Annotated in this window: 17 protein-coding genes; 10 read left to right on the forward strand and 7 right to left on the reverse strand. The window is 64.3% G+C overall.

The genetic code is table 11. The features are described 5' to 3' along the window. Positions 1-19 precede the first annotated feature (19 nt). Entirely contained in the window at positions 20-847 is an 828-nt protein-coding gene (map, locus tag QFZ57_RS10835; protein WP_306900151.1) for a type I methionyl aminopeptidase, read from the forward strand. A gap of 106 nt (positions 848-953) precedes the next feature. Here the strand turns inward: map and QFZ57_RS10840 are convergent, their stop codons facing one another. From QFZ57_RS10840 to QFZ57_RS10850, 3 genes are read right to left on the reverse strand one after another with little or no spacing between them, the layout of a single operon-like run. After that, a complete protein-coding gene (locus QFZ57_RS10840) occupies positions 954-2,303 on the reverse strand; it encodes an ABC transporter substrate-binding protein (RefSeq protein WP_306900153.1) in 1,350 nt (449 codons plus the stop codon). A gap of 58 nt (positions 2,304-2,361) precedes the next feature. After that, complete coding sequence (locus QFZ57_RS10845; protein ID WP_306900155.1) at positions 2,362-3,282, reverse strand: carbohydrate ABC transporter permease; 921 nt, start codon at positions 3,280-3,282, stop codon at positions 2,362-2,364. Further along, complete coding sequence (locus tag QFZ57_RS10850) at positions 3,279-4,238, reverse strand: carbohydrate ABC transporter permease (RefSeq protein ID WP_306900157.1); 960 nt, start codon at positions 4,236-4,238, stop codon at positions 3,279-3,281. The genes QFZ57_RS10845 and QFZ57_RS10850 overlap by 4 nt, the downstream gene beginning before the upstream one ends. Before the next feature lie 215 nt (positions 4,239-4,453). Here QFZ57_RS10850 and QFZ57_RS10855 point away from each other — a divergent pair, with 215 nt between their 5' ends. The 8 genes from QFZ57_RS10855 to QFZ57_RS10890 all read left to right on the forward strand — a co-directional run bounded on the left by QFZ57_RS10855 (position 4,454) and on the right by QFZ57_RS10890 (position 9,764). Further along, positions 4,454-5,443 carry a P1 family peptidase gene (locus tag QFZ57_RS10855; RefSeq protein WP_306900159.1) on the forward strand — a complete coding sequence of 330 codons (990 nt, stop codon included), beginning with the start codon at positions 4,454-4,456 and terminating at the stop codon, positions 5,441-5,443. 170 nt (positions 5,444-5,613) lie between these two features. Further along, a complete protein-coding gene (gene infA, locus QFZ57_RS10860; RefSeq protein WP_009358723.1) occupies positions 5,614-5,835 on the forward strand; it encodes a translation initiation factor IF-1 in 222 nt (73 codons plus the stop codon). Between the two features lie 70 nt (positions 5,836-5,905). Then, positions 5,906-6,019, forward strand: a complete 114-nt coding sequence (gene rpmJ / locus QFZ57_RS10865) for a 50S ribosomal protein L36 (protein ID WP_009358722.1) — start codon at positions 5,906-5,908, stop codon at positions 6,017-6,019. Positions 6,020-6,204: 185 nt separating this feature from the next. Beyond that, complete coding sequence (gene rpsM, locus QFZ57_RS10870) at positions 6,205-6,579, forward strand: 30S ribosomal protein S13 (RefSeq protein ID WP_028275004.1); 375 nt, start codon at positions 6,205-6,207, stop codon at positions 6,577-6,579. A gap of 48 nt (positions 6,580-6,627) precedes the next feature. Continuing rightward, positions 6,628-7,029, forward strand: a complete 402-nt coding sequence (gene rpsK, locus QFZ57_RS10875; RefSeq protein ID WP_018769149.1) for a 30S ribosomal protein S11 — start codon at positions 6,628-6,630, stop codon at positions 7,027-7,029. Between the two features lie 130 nt (positions 7,030-7,159). Next, the gene (locus QFZ57_RS10880) at positions 7,160-8,170 is read left to right on the forward strand and encodes a DNA-directed RNA polymerase subunit alpha (protein WP_013601812.1); all 1,011 of its coding nucleotides are present in this window, start codon (positions 7,160-7,162) and stop codon (positions 8,168-8,170) included. Positions 8,171-8,238: 68 nt separating this feature from the next. After that, positions 8,239-8,826: a 50S ribosomal protein L17 gene (gene rplQ, locus QFZ57_RS10885; protein WP_306900165.1), complete on the forward strand. Its 588-nt coding sequence runs from the start codon at positions 8,239-8,241 to the stop codon at positions 8,824-8,826. A gap of 32 nt (positions 8,827-8,858) precedes the next feature. Further along, positions 8,859-9,764, forward strand: a complete 906-nt coding sequence (locus tag QFZ57_RS10890) for a tRNA pseudouridine synthase A (protein ID WP_306900166.1) — start codon at positions 8,859-8,861, stop codon at positions 9,762-9,764. Between the two features lie 41 nt (positions 9,765-9,805). Here QFZ57_RS10890 and QFZ57_RS10895 read toward each other — a convergent pair whose 3' ends face one another. Further along, positions 9,806-11,467, reverse strand: a complete 1,662-nt coding sequence (locus QFZ57_RS10895) for a sensor histidine kinase (protein WP_306900167.1) — start codon at positions 11,465-11,467, stop codon at positions 9,806-9,808. Between the two features lie 251 nt (positions 11,468-11,718). Between QFZ57_RS10895 and QFZ57_RS10900 the strand changes: the two genes are divergently transcribed. Beyond that, complete coding sequence (locus QFZ57_RS10900; RefSeq protein WP_306900169.1) at positions 11,719-12,504, forward strand: response regulator transcription factor; 786 nt, start codon at positions 11,719-11,721, stop codon at positions 12,502-12,504. A gap of 3 nt (positions 12,505-12,507) precedes the next feature. On the opposite strand, the gene QFZ57_RS10905 is transcribed toward QFZ57_RS10900, so the two are convergent. From QFZ57_RS10905 to QFZ57_RS10915, 3 genes are all read right to left on the reverse strand, one after another. Next, complete coding sequence (locus QFZ57_RS10905) at positions 12,508-12,990, reverse strand: Hpt domain-containing protein (RefSeq protein WP_306900171.1); 483 nt, start codon at positions 12,988-12,990, stop codon at positions 12,508-12,510. A gap of 93 nt (positions 12,991-13,083) precedes the next feature. Next, the gene (locus QFZ57_RS10910) at positions 13,084-13,968 is read right to left on the reverse strand and encodes a type II secretion system F family protein (RefSeq protein ID WP_306900173.1); all 885 of its coding nucleotides are present in this window, start codon (positions 13,966-13,968) and stop codon (positions 13,084-13,086) included. A gap of 7 nt (positions 13,969-13,975) precedes the next feature. Next, the gene (locus QFZ57_RS10915; protein ID WP_306900175.1) at positions 13,976-14,908 is read right to left on the reverse strand and encodes a type II secretion system F family protein; all 933 of its coding nucleotides are present in this window, start codon (positions 14,906-14,908) and stop codon (positions 13,976-13,978) included. Positions 14,909-14,917: the final 9 nt, after the last annotated feature.

Raw genomic sequence — 14,917 nt, forward strand, 5'->3', positions numbered from 1 at the left:
CCATTTGAAAGGACACACCATGGCCTTCGGCCAGCCCCGCATCGAATTCAAGAACAACGCCCAGATGCGCACCATGCACGAGGCCGGCCTGGTCCTCAGCCGTGCACTGGATGCCGCCGTTGCCGCCGCGGTGCCGGGGGTCACCACCAAGCACCTGGATGACGTTTTCGCCGCCGTCCTCAACGAGGCGGGCGCCAAGTCCAACTTCCTTGGCTACCACGGCTTCCCGGCCACCATCTGCACGTCCGTTAATGAGGAAGTAGTGCATGGCATCCCCGGCAGCCGCGTCCTGCAGGACGGCGACATCATCTCCATCGACGGCGGGGCAATCGTCAACGGCTGGCACTCGGACTCGGCACGCACCGTGATCGTGGGAACCGCGGACCCCGAAGACCAGCGGCTCTCCGACGTCACCCAGGCCGCCCTGTGGCGGGGGATCGCGGCGCTGGCCACCGGCACGCACGTGGGGGACATCGGTGCCGCCATCGACGACTACGTCTCTTCCGTCCCGGGCAAGCCGCTGGGCATCCTTGAGGACTACGTGGGCCACGGCATCGGCTCCGAGATGCACATGGCACCTGACGTCCTGAACTACCGCATCAACCACCGCGGCCCCAGGATCAAGCCTGGCCTGTGCCTGGCCATTGAGCCCATGCTGGTCCGGGGCAGCATTGACACTGCAGTCCTGGAAGACGACTGGACCGTGGTCACCACCGACGGCAAGCGGTCCTGCCAGTGGGAGCACTCCGTGGCCGTACACGAAAAAGGCATCTGGGTGCTGTCAGCGCCCGACGGCGGCGCGGAGCACCTGGTGCCCCTCGGCGTCACCCCCGTGCCGATTCCGTAATCGACGCGCAACTTCAGCTGCGACGCAGAAAATCCCTGCCGACCCCCGAATGCGGGTGTCGGCAGGGATTTTGCGTGGCGCCAGCGAATGTGCGCGTCGCCAGGTGCTAGGACTTCAGCTTCGGCTTCACGTCCCGTTCGTAGATTGACTGCAGCGTGCTCTTCAGGTCCGTCATGGTGGACTTGACGTCGCCCTGCTGGGTGAGGATCTTCGCGGCGGCCTTTGCCATTTCCTGGTCGGCGCCCGGCAGGAACACGCGGGCGTTGTCCTGGACCTTGGTCACTGCGAGCTGGTCCATGGCGATTTTGATCTGTGGCGTCTTGGCCAGCACCGCTGCCATGTCCGCCGACTTGCGCGTGGGCATGTAGCCGGTGGCGGCAGAGAACTCGGCGCTGCTTTCCGGCTGGGTCACGAAGTTCAGGAACATCCCGGCGGCGAGTTGTTCCTCCTTGGAGATTCCGCTGGGGATGCCCAGGCCCGCGCCGCCCGTGGGGCACACGTTGGACTCCGCCTTGGGCCCGCCCGGCAGGAAACCGACGCCCACGTTGAACTTGGCGGACTTCAGGATCCCCAGCAGCGAGCCGGTGGAGGCGATGGTGGCGGAGGTCAGGCCGGCGGAGAAGTCGTCGGCCGCTTCCTTGGATGAAACACCGGCCCACTTGTCCTTGTAGATCGAATCCTGGGCCCACTGCAGCGCCGCCACGGAATCGGTGGAGTCGCACGTGATGTCCCATTCCTTGGACCAGCCACCGCCCCAGCCCCACAGCATGTTCTGCAGTGTCCAGCCCGCGTACCCGGCGAGGGCGGGGTAGATATAGGCGTACTGGGCGCCGGAGCTTGCCTTCAGCTTGGGGGCCCACTCACGGAATTCGTCCCAGGTCTTGGGTGCCCGGTCGGGAAGTCCGGCCGCTGCGAAGTGGTCCTTGTTGTAGTAGAACAGCGGCGTGGACCGGCCGTACGGCAGAGCCCACTGCTTGCCGTCGTACTTGTAGTCATTGACCAGCGACTGCTGGAAGTCGTCCATCTTCATGTCCAGCTGCTTGGTCAGGCCGTCCACGGGAATGATGCTGCCATTGGTGTAGTAGCGGAACCACCAGACATCGGACAGGACCACCACGCCCGGCAGGCCCGACTTCGCTGCCTGCGCCGTCTGGAACTTCTGGGCGATCTCTTCGTAGTTCGCTCCGGCGGTGACCAGGTTGACTGTTATGTCCGGATTCTTGGCGTGGAATTTGTCGATGAGGCTCTTCTCCACGTCCTGGGACTGGCCGGGGTGGCTGGACCAGAAGTCGATCTTGGCCGCCGGCTTCACGCCGTTGAAGTCGATCTCGGCCGCCTGGGAGGTAGCCTGACCGCCGCCGGTTGTTGATGGTCCGCCGCATGCGGCCAGGGCAGCGGCGGAGGCGGTTGCCCCTGCCAGGCCCAGGAAATGCCTCCGGTCCAGGTGAAGTGTCATGACAGTTCCTTTCGGTTGTTGCCTTTGGAAGGGTTGAAGTACGACGGCGGCCGGCGGCTTAGCCGGTCACGCTGCCTTGGGTAAGGCCCGCCACGATGTAGCGCTGCAGGGCCGCGAAGATGATGAGGATCGGGACGATCACCAGGACCGCACCTGCCATGAGGACGCCCCAGCCTGCAGCGTTGCTCTCATTGTTCTGCAGCAGGGTGAGCCCCACCGGCAGGGTCATGGTTTCCGGCCGGTCCGTGATGATGAGCGGCCAGATGTAGTCATTCCACTCAGTCACGATCGTCACCAGGGCCACCGTGGCGATGGACGGAACCGAGACGGGGACTACGATCTGCCACAGCCGGCGCCAGTGGCCGGCGCCGTCCATCTCGGCCGATTCCAGGATTGAGGCGGGGAGCGTTCGGAAGTGCTGGCGCAGCAGGAACGTGCCGAACGCGGTGCCAAGGCCGGGGAGGATGATGCCCCACAGCGTGTTCTTTCCGCCGATGCCGGCGATCAGGATGAAGTTGGGCAGGATCGATACCTGTGGGGGCACCATGAGGGCCACCAGGATCAGCAGGAAGATGAAGTTCCGGAACGGGAAGCGGACAAAGACCAGGGCATACGCGGTCAGGATTGCGAGCAGCACCTTGATGGTGGCCCCTGCCAGCGTGACGATGGTGCTGTTCAGGAAGAACTGCCCGAACGGGACGGTGGTCATGGCGGTCCGGTAGTTCTCCAGGTTCAGGCTTTCCGGAAGGATCTTCAGGTCCGTGGTGACGATTTCCCCGGACTGCTTGAAGGAGCTGAGGACCATCCACAGCAGGGGGAGGAACACCACCAGCGTGGCCACGAGCAGGGGCAGGTAGCCGCCCACCACCGTCTGGATGAGGTTGCGGCGCGACAAAGGGCGGTCATGGTGACGGCCTGGGTCCGGTGCTGCAACAGGGGAAGCCGTGGGGTCTGGGCTGACCGGTGAAAGCGACGTCATGAGTAGTGCACCTTTCGTTCCACGAACCGCAGCTGCAGGACGGTGATCACCAGGAGGATGGCAAACAGGACCACGGAGATGGCGGCTGAGTAGCCGGCCCGGTTGTAGGCGCCGAAGGCCTGGAGGTACGCCTCGTAGATCAGGGTGCTGGTGCCGGTGCCCAGCGGCGTCATGATCCGGATCAGGTCGAACGCCTGCAGCGAACTGAGCATGGTGGTGATCAGGAGGAAGAACGTGGTGGGGGACAGCAGTGGCAGCGAGATGCTTACGAAGCGTTTGAACCCGTTGGCGCCGTCAAGCGAGGCCGCTTCCATGACGTCCTGCGGAAGGGACTGGAGCCCGGCGAGGTACACCACGGCGCAGTAGCCCAGGTTCTTCCAGACGTAGACCAGGATCACCATGACCAGCGACAGCTGGGGATCGTTGATCCACTGCGGGCTCTGCTGCCCGAGGCCGCGGAGCAGCCAGGCAAGGACGCCGTAGCCGGGGTCGAAAATGAACAGCCATACCAGGCCCACGCCGACGCCGGAGAGCACATAGGGGGCAAAGACTGCGGAACGGGCGAACGTGGTCCCACGGACCTTCGCGTTCAGGGCCAGCGCCACCAGCAGTCCCAGCACCATGGAGCCGCCCACCGTCACCACCGTGAACACCGCCGTGGTTCCCAGGACTTTGGGCGCATCGTTGCTGCCAAAGAACGTGACGTAGTTGGTGAGGCCAACCACGGTGGCGGTGGGGGAACCAAGGGTCCAGTCCAGCGTGGAGTAATACATGTTGCTGAACAACGGGCGGTAGGTAAAGACGGCGATCAGCACCAGGTTGGGCAGCGCCATGGCAAGGAAAACGAAGAAGTCCCGGCGGGTCCTTGCTGTCCAACGACGCTTTGGAACTTTTGCGGACCGCCCCGGAGGCCTGTTGGGTTTGGCGGAGGGGTGCGGGGCGAGTTGACGGGTCATGCGTATCTCTCCCGGGTTGGGAGCCTGCTCGTGGCCGGCCCTGGCTTGATCTAGGGACTACTACACCAGACCGTCAGGGGGCTGAAACCCGCATATGCCCTTGTCAGGGGGCTGTTATCCAAGGCTTCGTCGCCCGTTAACGCTGTGTTGCATGCAGTCTCGCACAAAGTTTGCCGCTGCGGCAGGGGCGCGCCCTTTGAGGGGAGAATAGGGGCATGGGAACCATTACCGACATCCCGGGCATCCGTGTGGGCCACATTCACAAGGTCAGCGCGGGCTGGCTGACCGGGGTGACGGTGGTCCTTCCGCCTCCGGGCACCGTGGGCTCCGTGGATGTCCAGGGCGGGGGACCGGCCACCCACGAAACAGACGCGCTTGACCCCACCACCCTGGTAAGCACCGTGGACGCCGTGGTGCTCACCGGCGGCAGCGCCTATGGGCTCGCGTCCGCGGCAGGCGCCCAGCGCTGGTGCGAGGAACACGGCCGCGGTTTCGCCGTTCCCGGGGGCGTGGTCCCCATCGTGCCCGCTGCCGCCATCTTCGACCTGGGCCGCGGCGGCGACTTTTCCGCGCGTCCGACGCCGGACATGGGCTATGCGGCAACGGCCGCCGCAGCAGCACAAAAGGAAGGGCACGACGTCGGACGCGGCAACGTAGGTGCCGGCACCGGAGCAGTCATCGGCCGCACATACAAAGGCGGGGTAGGGACGGCCTCGGTCAGTCTGGAGAGCGGCGTTGTTGTTGGTGCCATTGCAGTCGTGAATGCTCTGGGTTTGCCGGATGCTGCCAGTGGGCAGATCCCGAAACCCTCCGCTCGCTCGCTCGTGCCTCGTTTAGACGCGAGCTTCCGGGCTCCGGGATCTGCCCACTTGGACGTACCTCCCTTCAACACAACCCTTGTCGTTGTGGCCACCAACGCCGTTCTCGATGCTGCTGAATGCAAGCGGACTGCTTCTGCCTCGCATGCCGGGATTGCCCGGGCGCTGAATCCATCGCACACTCTGGCCGACGGCGACACTGTTTTTTGTTTGGCGACTGGTGCCATGCCCCTGGATCGCTCGGACGAAGCTGCCCGGCAGGCCAGCCTTATTACCCTGCAGAGTGCGGCAGCCGACGTCGTCCGTTTGGCGGTCCTGGACGGTGTGGCCAGCGCGGAAGCCGTCCGCACTCCAGCCGGTGCATATGGTGCGTACCGCACCCCGTAGGCTACTATGACCGATTTAACTTTTACCGGCCAACAGGGTAGTGTTGTTTGTTGGTTGTCTGGACTGCCACGCCCTTTTGGGCCTGGGATGACAACCGATCCAACAAAAACGTTCGTGGTCATGCCCGGTGCAATCCGGCGGGACTGCGGCAACAACAGTTAGCGGAGGGTATGGCCAAGAAGGACGGGGTCATTGAGATCGAAGGCGTTGTGACTGAGGCGCTGCCTAACGCGATGTTTCGCGTTGAGCTCACCAACAAGCACATCGTACTGGCACACATCTCTGGAAAGATGCGTCAGCACTACATCAGGATTCTCCCTGAGGACCGCGTAGTGGTGGAGCTGAGCCCGTACGACCTCACCCGTGGTCGTATCGTCTACCGCTACAAGTAAATCGCTGGGCGGCCTCAGTGCGAACTGAATGCCGCTTCAGTGGACCAACTGCCACACGCAAAGGAATGCCATGAAGGTCAAGCCGAGCGTCAAGCAGATCTGCGAAAAGTGCAAAGTGATCCGCCGTAATGGCCGGGTCATGGTGATCTGCGAGAACCCGCGCCACAAGCAGCGCCAGGGCTAATTTCCTTCTTTCGAGGGAAATCCTGGGTTGCTAACCCACGCAAGTAAATAAAGGCAGCACAAGCTGATCTGGAACATTGAGCTCGAAAGAGTCCGGACAGCTAACCCCCGGTCGGAGGCTGGGGCCGCACGGAACGTGCGGGTGTACTGCCTACGACCTCCGGTTTATCAAGGAGTACTGCCACTATGGCTCGTCTCGCTGGCGTAGACATTCCCCGCGAAAAGCGGCTGGAAATTGCGCTTACTTACATCTACGGCGTGGGCAAGACCCGTGCACACGAAACCCTGGCTGCCACGGGCATCAGCGCTGACGTTCGCGTCAAGGACCTGACTGACGCCCAGCTGGTTGAGCTGCGTGACTACATCGAAGGCAACTACAAGGTTGAGGGTGACCTTCGCCGCGAAGTAGCAGCCGATATCCGCCGCAAGGTTGAAATCGGAAGCTACGAAGGTATCCGCCATCGCAAGGGCCTGCCAGTACGCGGACAGCGTACGAAGACGAACGCGCGTACCCGCAAGGGCCCGAAGCGCACCGTTGCAGGCAAGAAGAAGGCCCGTTAAATCCCTCGGGATTAACCGGCTCCCCAATAACTTTCTGTAGGAGAAATAATGCCCCCGAAGACTCGTGGCGCGGTTCGCAAGCCGCGTAAGAAGGACAAGAAGAATATCGCGCTTGGCCAGGCGCACATCAAGAGCACGTTTAACAACACCATCGTTTCCATTACGGATCCGAACGGCGCTGTTATCTCCTGGGCTTCCTCCGGTGAGGTTGGCTTCAAGGGCTCGCGCAAGTCCACCCCGTTCGCTGCCCAGATGGCTGCAGAAGCCGCTGCCAAGCGTGCGCAGGAGCACGGCATGCGCAAGGTAGACGTTTTCGTCAAGGGACCGGGTTCCGGACGCGAGACCGCAATCCGTTCGCTGCAGGCCGCAGGCCTCGAGGTTGGCTCCATCCAGGACGTCACCCCCGCAGCGCACAACGGCTGCCGCCCGCCGAAGCGCCGCCGCGTCTAATTCTTTTCCGCAGCAGGAGCTTGCCCGGACCAGCGATGGTCCGGGCAAGCCCAGCGCGTTAAGTCTTCAGACCGAATTTCCACCACCTGTGTTGCGTCATATAGCGGATGCTCGCCGAAAGGAAACCTAAGTGCTCATTGCACAGCGCCCCACCCTCTCCGAAGAGGTAGTCTCCGAAAACCGTTCGCGTTTCATCATCGAACCGCTGGAACCGGGTTTCGGCTACACCCTCGGAAACTCCCTCCGCCGTACCCTGCTCTCCTCCATCCCCGGTGCTGCTGTAACCAGCATCCGGATCGATGGCGTGCTGCACGAGTTCACCACGGTTCCGGGTGTCAAGGAAGATGTCACTGAGATCATCCTGAACATCAAGAGCCTGTCGGTTTCCTCCGAGCACGACGAGCCTGTCGTGGCTTACCTGCGCAAGCAGGGCCCCGGAGTCGTCACCGCCGCGGACATCGCTCCGCCGGCCGGCGTCGAATTCCACAATCCGGATCTGCACATCGCCACGCTGAACTCGAAGGGCAAGTTCGAACTCGAACTGACCATCGAGCGCGGCCGCGGCTACGTTTCGGCAGCTCAGAACAAGTCCGGCGACGCAGAGATCGGCCGTATCCCGGTCGACTCCATCTACTCGCCGGTGCTGAAGGTTACTTTCCGCGTGGAAGCAACCCGTGTTGAGCAGCGCACCGACTTCGACAAGCTGATTGTCGACGTCGAGACCAAGCAGGCCATCGCCCCGCGCGATGCCGTTGCTTCCGCAGGCACCACCCTGGTGGAGCTCTTCGGTCTGGCACGTGAGCTGAACACCGCAGCTGAAGGTATCGAGATCGGCCCGTCGCCCACCGACGCTGCCCTGGCAGCCGACATGGCACTGCCGATCGAGGATCTGGACCTCACCGTCCGTTCCTACAACTGCCTCAAGCGTGAGGGCATCCACACCGTGGGTGAACTCGTTGCCCGCTCCGAGGCTGACCTGATGGACATCCGCAACTTCGGTGCCAAGTCCATTGACGAGGTCAAGGCAAAGCTGGTTGAACTGGGCCTGTCCCTCAAGGACTCGCCTCCCGGTTTTGACCTCGCAGCACGCGCCGCAGCAATCGAAGAGGACGACGCCGCCTTCGGCGACGACGAACTCTAAACCAGACCTTGGCCGGCGGGCTGCACCACGGTGTGCCGCCCACGGCTTCCACATGAGGAGAAACAATTATGCCTACCCCCACTAAGGGTCCGCGCCTCGGAGGCGGCCCGGCTCACGAGCGCCTCATGCTCGCGAACCTGGCAGCATCCCTGTTCGAGCACAAGCGGATCACCACCACGGTGACCAAGGCCAAGCGCCTGAAGCCGTACGCAGAGCGCCTGGTGACTTTCGCCAAGCGCGGCGACCTCGCTTCCCGCCGCCGCGTTCTCGGCCTGATCAGCAACAAGGGCATCGTCCACGAGCTGTTCACCGACATCGCGCAGGCTGTGGAGAACCGCGACGGCGGCTACACCCGCATCACCAAGATCGGCAACCGCAAGGGCGACAACGCTCCCATGGCTGTCATCGAACTGGTCCTCGAGCCGGTTTCCGCCAAGCAGGCCGTCGTAGCCGAGGCTACTTCCGCTGCCAAGCGTGACGCCGACAAGAAGGAAGCTGCTGCTGCGGCTCCCGTCGCTGAAGAAGCTCCTGAGGCTGAGGTTGTTGAGACCGAAGCTGCCGAGGCACCTGCTGCTGAGGAAGCTGCAACCGAAGCGGCTCCGGCCGCTGAGGAAGCTCCCGAAGCTCCTGTTGCCGAGGAGAAGGACGCGAAGTAATTCGCTGATTCCCTTCGCATAGACTTAGGTCTGTGAACCACCAAAAACCCGCGGCCCCCGTTCCAGGGGGCGGCGGGTTTTTGCGTATCCGGCTTGATCTTTCGTACGACGGCGGGCCGTTCAGCGGGTGGGCACTGCAGCCGGGACGGCGCACCGTCCAGGGCGTCCTGGAGGAAGCGCTCGAGCTCCTGGTCCGCCGCCCGGTCCGGGTCACTGTGGCCGGACGGACCGACGCGGGCGTCCACGCCCGCGGCCAGGTGGTCCACCTGGACCTCAGTGAAGGCGAGTGGCTGGGACTGCCGCGCGGGCACGAGCTGGATCCCGCCGTCGCCATGCTGCGCCGGCTCCGCGGGGCACTGAGCCGGGGCCTGGGCGACCTGACCGGGGCCGTGGAGGTGCACGCCGTTTCGCTGGCGCCCCCCGGCTTCGACGCGCGGTTCTCCGCCCTCTGGCGGCGCTACAGCTACCGGATCGCTGACGGGCCCGCCCTGTGGGATCCGCTGGGGCGGTACTTCACGCTGTGGCACAAGAGTCCGCTGGATGTGGATCTGCTGAATGAGGGTGCCTCACAGCTGCTGGGCCTGCAGAACTTCCTGTCCTTCTGCAAACCGCGCGAAGGCGCCACCACCATTCGGGAACTGCAGCGCTTTGAGTTCACGCGCGGGGAGGACGGCGTCATTGTGGCCGCCGTCCAGGCGGATGCCTTCTGCCACAACATGGTGCGGGCCCTGATCGGCTCGGCGTTGTACGTGGGGGAGGGTGCCGTGGAGCCCGGCTGGCTGCATGATCGCCTGCTGCTGCAGAAGCGGGACGCCAAGTCGGTCCTGGCCGCCCCGCACCCGCTGGTTCTGGAGGAAGTGGCCTACCCGTCCGACGGCGAGCTGCTGGCCCGGGCCGAACTGACCCGGGCACTGCGCAAGTCCCCATCCGCCCCCTAGCCTCACAAGTTCGGCCAGGGAACCCTGCGGCCGTGGGCCCACTAGAACGCCGGGGGCGGGCCCTCTGCCGGCAGCGTCACCGTAAACGTGCTGCCCTGGCCTTCATCGCTCTGGCACGTGATGGTCCCGCCGTGCCGCTCCACGATCATCCGGGTGATGGAGAGCCCCAGCCCAGCGCCCGGGATGGCGGCCGTCAGCGCGGACTCGGCACGGAAGAACCGGTTGAAGGCCTTCGCCGCGTCGTCGCCGGACATGCCCATCCCGGTGTCCGTGACGCTGAGCCGGACCCACTGCCTGTCCGCGTTCGCGCTGATGCTCACCTTGCCGCCGTCGGGAGAGTACTTGATGGCGTTGGAGACGAGGTTGTCCAGCACCTGCCCGAGCCGGAGCGGGTCCGCGTAGGCCCACAGGGGCGAGGGGACGTCGGCGGCGATCTCCACGTGGGACCGCAGCGCCGAGGCCTGGGCCGAACTCAGGCTGGTCTCCACGAGGCTGGCAAGGTCGGTCCGTTTTGGGTGGACGTTCAGGGTGGTGGATGCTGTCAGGTCGGCCACCAGGTCCAGCAGCCGTTCCGCGTTGCGCTGCACCACGAGCAGTCGCTGGGCCACCTGCGGAGACAGGCTGTCGGCGTCGTCCAGCACCAGGTCCACGTTGCCGATGATCGAGTTCAGCGGATTCTTGAATTCGTGCGAAACATTGGAAACCAGCTCATGGTTCGCGGCCAGGGATTCCACCCAGCCGGTGACGTCGCTGTAAACCACCACTGCCCCGGTGAGCCGGCCGTCCTCGCTGACCAACGGACGGGCGGCGGTGGAGACGGCACGTTGCTCAGGCCCCTCGCCGGCCCACACGAGATAATCCGCGAAGGATTCCCCTGCCATGGCCCGGTTGATGGGCCGCCGGTCCCGGGGGAGCAGGGTGCGGCGGTCCTGGCCGAAGATGAGCTGCTGCCCTTGGCCGGGAACGGCTTCGTCGGCGCCCGTGGTGCGGCGGAAGGTGCGCTGGCGGCTGTTGGACACCAGGAAGTGGCCGGAACGGTCGACGGCGGCAATACCGACGTCGGTGGCGTCCAGGACGGTTTCGAGCAGCTTCTCCCGTTCCCGGCTTGCGGCCAGCAGTTCCCGGAGTTCACGGTCTTTGTCGGCGAGCTCGGCCTGCTGCTGCCGGAGGCTTACGCTGGCGAAACGGATGGCCAGGGAGACTGCGAGCATCATGACAGGGAAGAGGACGGTACTGGTGATATCCGAGGCCGTGACGGCCGGGAAGTGGGCCACCACCGGCGGGACCATGATGAGGAACGGGCCCAGGAAACTGAGCACCAGGCTGCTGCGCGCGAGCATGCCGGAGGCGGAGAGCCAGATGACCGGGAAAACCACCAGCACCGCTAGGCCGGGCAGGAGCGGTGCCGCGCCGTTGCGCAGGAACCCGATCGCGGCGAAGTCCAGTACGGGGATCAGCAGGTACGGGCGGTGCGCCAGGCGTTCCCAGGGAACCAGGAAGCAGCCAAGGAACAGGATTGCGTGCAGGGCAATCCCGGCCACGTACAGCGGGCTGTGCATGAGCGAGGGCCAGGCGAAGGGGCTGCCCACGGCAATCGCAGCCACCATGAGGGTCAGGGGCAGCTGGCACAACACCACCTGGGCGCGGGTCCCCAGCCTGCGGAAGATGCGGCCGGGTCCACGGTGAAACAACGGCTCAGCCATGTTTCTGACTCGTACCCCTTTACGTCGGGAAGCAGATGCCGCCAAGGTGTTCAAATTCCCCCAGTTACCTTGGCGTGCACCCCTTCCTTTGGATATTGCACACGTCTTGTCATAATAATTGACTTTTCAATTTTCAGGGCCGATTCGGGTGTCATCAGCCGGGCTTACTAGTAGCGTATAAAGGGTTGGAGCGGGAATGGCATTGGCGCTGGGCCAATGGGGGGCCATCTCCGCCTGGCGCAGGGATAGCAATGGACGATCTTGGTGTAGCTGTAGTAATCGAAGATGACGCCGATGTGCGCAACCTCCTTGAAGGAGTGTTGACGCAGGCGGGCTTCGAAGTGCATACAGCTGTTGACGGGCGGGCCGGGGTTGAGGTGGTCCGCAGCAAGCAGGCCAATGTTGTGACGCTCGATATCGGCCTGCCTGACATTGACGGGTTTGAGGTTTTACGGAGGATCCGGAATTTCAGCAACGCTTACGTGGTGATGCTGACAGGCCGCACAGAGGAACCCGACCTGCTGTCCGCCCTCAACGCGGGTGCGGACGACTACATCGCAAAACCCTTCAGGCCAAGGGAACTCCGGGCCCGGGTGTCAGCCATGATGCGCAGGCCGCGGCACGAGGTGACCGGGAATCCCCTGTCTCCCTCCTTGGCGGAACAGGCCGCGGCACCTGCCGGCGGTCAGGCCGAGCCCGGAGTCCTGCAGCACAACGGGCTCCTGCTGAACCACCGGACGCGCACCGTGGAAATCAAAGGTGAGCCCCTGGGGCTGACGCGCAGTGAGTTCGACCTGCTCCACGTGCTGCTTAAGGGCGGCGGCGCCGTGTGCACTAGGGCCGACCTGGTTCGGGCGGTGCGGGGTGATTTCTATGACCGGGACACGTACATCAGCGAGGCGGACGAGCGCGCCGTTGAGGTGCACGTGGGAAACCTGCGGCGCAAGCTCAAAGAGGACCAGGTTGCCCCGCGCTGGCTGCAAACAGTCCGCGGGGTGGGATACCGGCTGGCACCGAGGCGGCCGGACGATAAGTAACTGCTATCCCTTTTCCAGGATGTAGGTTTCCTGAAGCTCGGACACAGTGCGTGCCCCGTCCCGGGCTACTCCGGCCATCATTGCCCGTCCCTGGAGAAAGTCACCCTGCCGGATCAAGCCTTCCAGGAGTTCCGCAAGCTTGGCCAGGCGCAGTCCGCCAACCATCGCGGAGCTGATCTTGAGGCTGATGACCGCGTCCAGGGCCAAGTCCTCGTCCTGACTGTAAATTGCTGTTTCCAGCCGGGCCAGGCGCAGATCCCACATGGCCGTGTAGTCACGGGCGAAGCGCTGCGCCAGCCCGGGTCCGGCCAGTTCATCTTCGAGTTCGTCCAGCACTGCTGCATCAATTAACGGCAAGAGAGCGGCCGCTTCCAGTGAGGGGACCGCGCTGGCGGCCGGAACGGGAGCGGCAGGCGAAGCGACCCCGGACAGCGGGGAGTCCACGGCGGGGCTCTTTCCGCTGGTGCCGGGATCGGGACTGTGCATTGTTCAAGGCTACTTCCTGGAATTCCTTTGGTGTCCTATTTCTTCTCATTCTGGGGAAACCTTGAGGCAACCTTGCCGCCGCCCTGAGTATCCTTACTGCCCGCTGAAGGTAATCACCGTGTTGATCACGGCCGGCCCCAGAATGGCAATGAAGAGGACCGGAAAGATAAAGAACAAGAGCGGGAAAAGAATCATGACGGGCAGCTTCAGGGCCTTTTCCTCGGCCCGTTGGCGCCGTTTGACGCGCATGACTTTCGCCTGGATGCGCAGGACCCGGCTGATGGCGATCCCGTACGTATCAGCCTGGACCACGGCCTGCACGAAGCTGCGCAGTTCGGGGATGTTGGTTCTCTCGGCCAGGGCGATGTAGGACTCGCGGCGGCTGCGTCCCACCTGCATGTCCTGCAGGGTGCGGACCAGTTCCTCGGCAAGGGGACCCTTGCCGTTATCGCCGGCGCGAGCCATGGCGCCTTCGAAGCCGAGCCCGGCTTCGACTGAAATCAGCATTTGGTCCAGTGTGTTGGCCAACTCCAGCTGCATCGCCTTCTGGCGTTCCACGCCCTTGCTGTAGAGGAGGAGGTCCGGGATGAAGTAGCCGAGGAAAAGGACGAAGAGTCCGGCGAGTTTCATCAGCGGGCTGCTTCCCACACCTGCCAGGTAGCCGCCCATGGCGACGCCGGCCAGGCCCAGGGCGAGCTTGGATCCCAGCACTTTTCCCAGCGGCATGGAGGCGGGCCGCCCGGCGAGGGCCAGGAGCCGGTCCAGGAAGGCGACATAGGCCGGGGGGGTGAGGCGCCGGCCCAGTGCTTCGAGCCGACCCGACGCTCCGGCAGGAGCAGCGGCAATGGCAGGCGCGCCGCGGGACAGAAGGTCGGTGGCAGCGAGGCGGCCCTGCTTGTCCACGGTCAGGACGGACCAAGCCAGAGCCCCTATGGGGAGGCAGACCAGGAGCACGGAGAGGAGGACGATCAGGTTCACGGGGTCCTCAAAACTTCAGGTCGATGATCTTGCGCATCCACAGCGCGCCAATGGTCATCAGGACAAAGGAAGCGCCGATCATCACCCAGCCGAGGGGGTGGGTGAACATGGAGTTCATGTAGCTGGGGCTCACGGCCAGCAGCATGGCCACGATGCCGAACGGCATGGCGATCAGGATGTAGGCGGAGAACTTGCCTTCCGCGGCCAAGGCCTTGATATGCCCCTTGATCTCCGCGCGCTCGCGGATGGTTTCGTTCACCTGGTCCAGGACCTCCGCCAGGTTGCCACCCACCTCCCGGTTGATCTGGATGGCCTGCGAGATCCAGACGAAGTCCTCGTTCTTCATCCGGTCGGCGGTGTCGTTGAGGGCGGCCAGCAGGTCCCGGCCGAGGCTTGTTTCGGTAATCACGCGCCGCATTTCCTCCGACGTCGGTTTCTGGGACTCGGTGGCGGCGGCCTCGATGGCCCGCAAGATGCTGTGGCCGGCGCGCAGGCCGCCGGAAAGCAGCTGCAGGGTATCGCCAAGCTGGCTGTCGAAGGCGGTACGGCGCTTGCCTGCCAGGAATCCGAGGACGAGTTTGCCCAGAAAAGGAGCCAGCAGGGCGAGCAGCAGTCCCACCACGGGACTCACGGTCACAGTGCCGACCAGCATCCCGACGCAGGCACCGATGCCCACCAGCAGGAAGAACTCGGCCTGGCTGAGGCGCAGGCCAGCGTTCTCCAGCTCCGGGCGGGAGAACAGCTTCACGTTCCGGCCCCCGAGCATCCGTTCGAACGACCTGACGCCGGAGAGTGCCAGGCGGGAGAGAGAGGATGGTGGCTCGGGTTCAAACGGACGACGGCGGTCCAGCGGCACCGCGGGGGCACTCGGCAGGAGCACGGCCACACCGAGCAGGCAGATGGCTGCCAGGAGAATGGCGCTTCCGATGGCGATGATCATGGCCGCGTC

Origin of the sequence: Arthrobacter sp. B1I2 (genome assembly GCF_030816485.1) — a bacterium.
Lineage (GTDB): Bacteria > Actinomycetota > Actinomycetes > Actinomycetales > Micrococcaceae > Arthrobacter.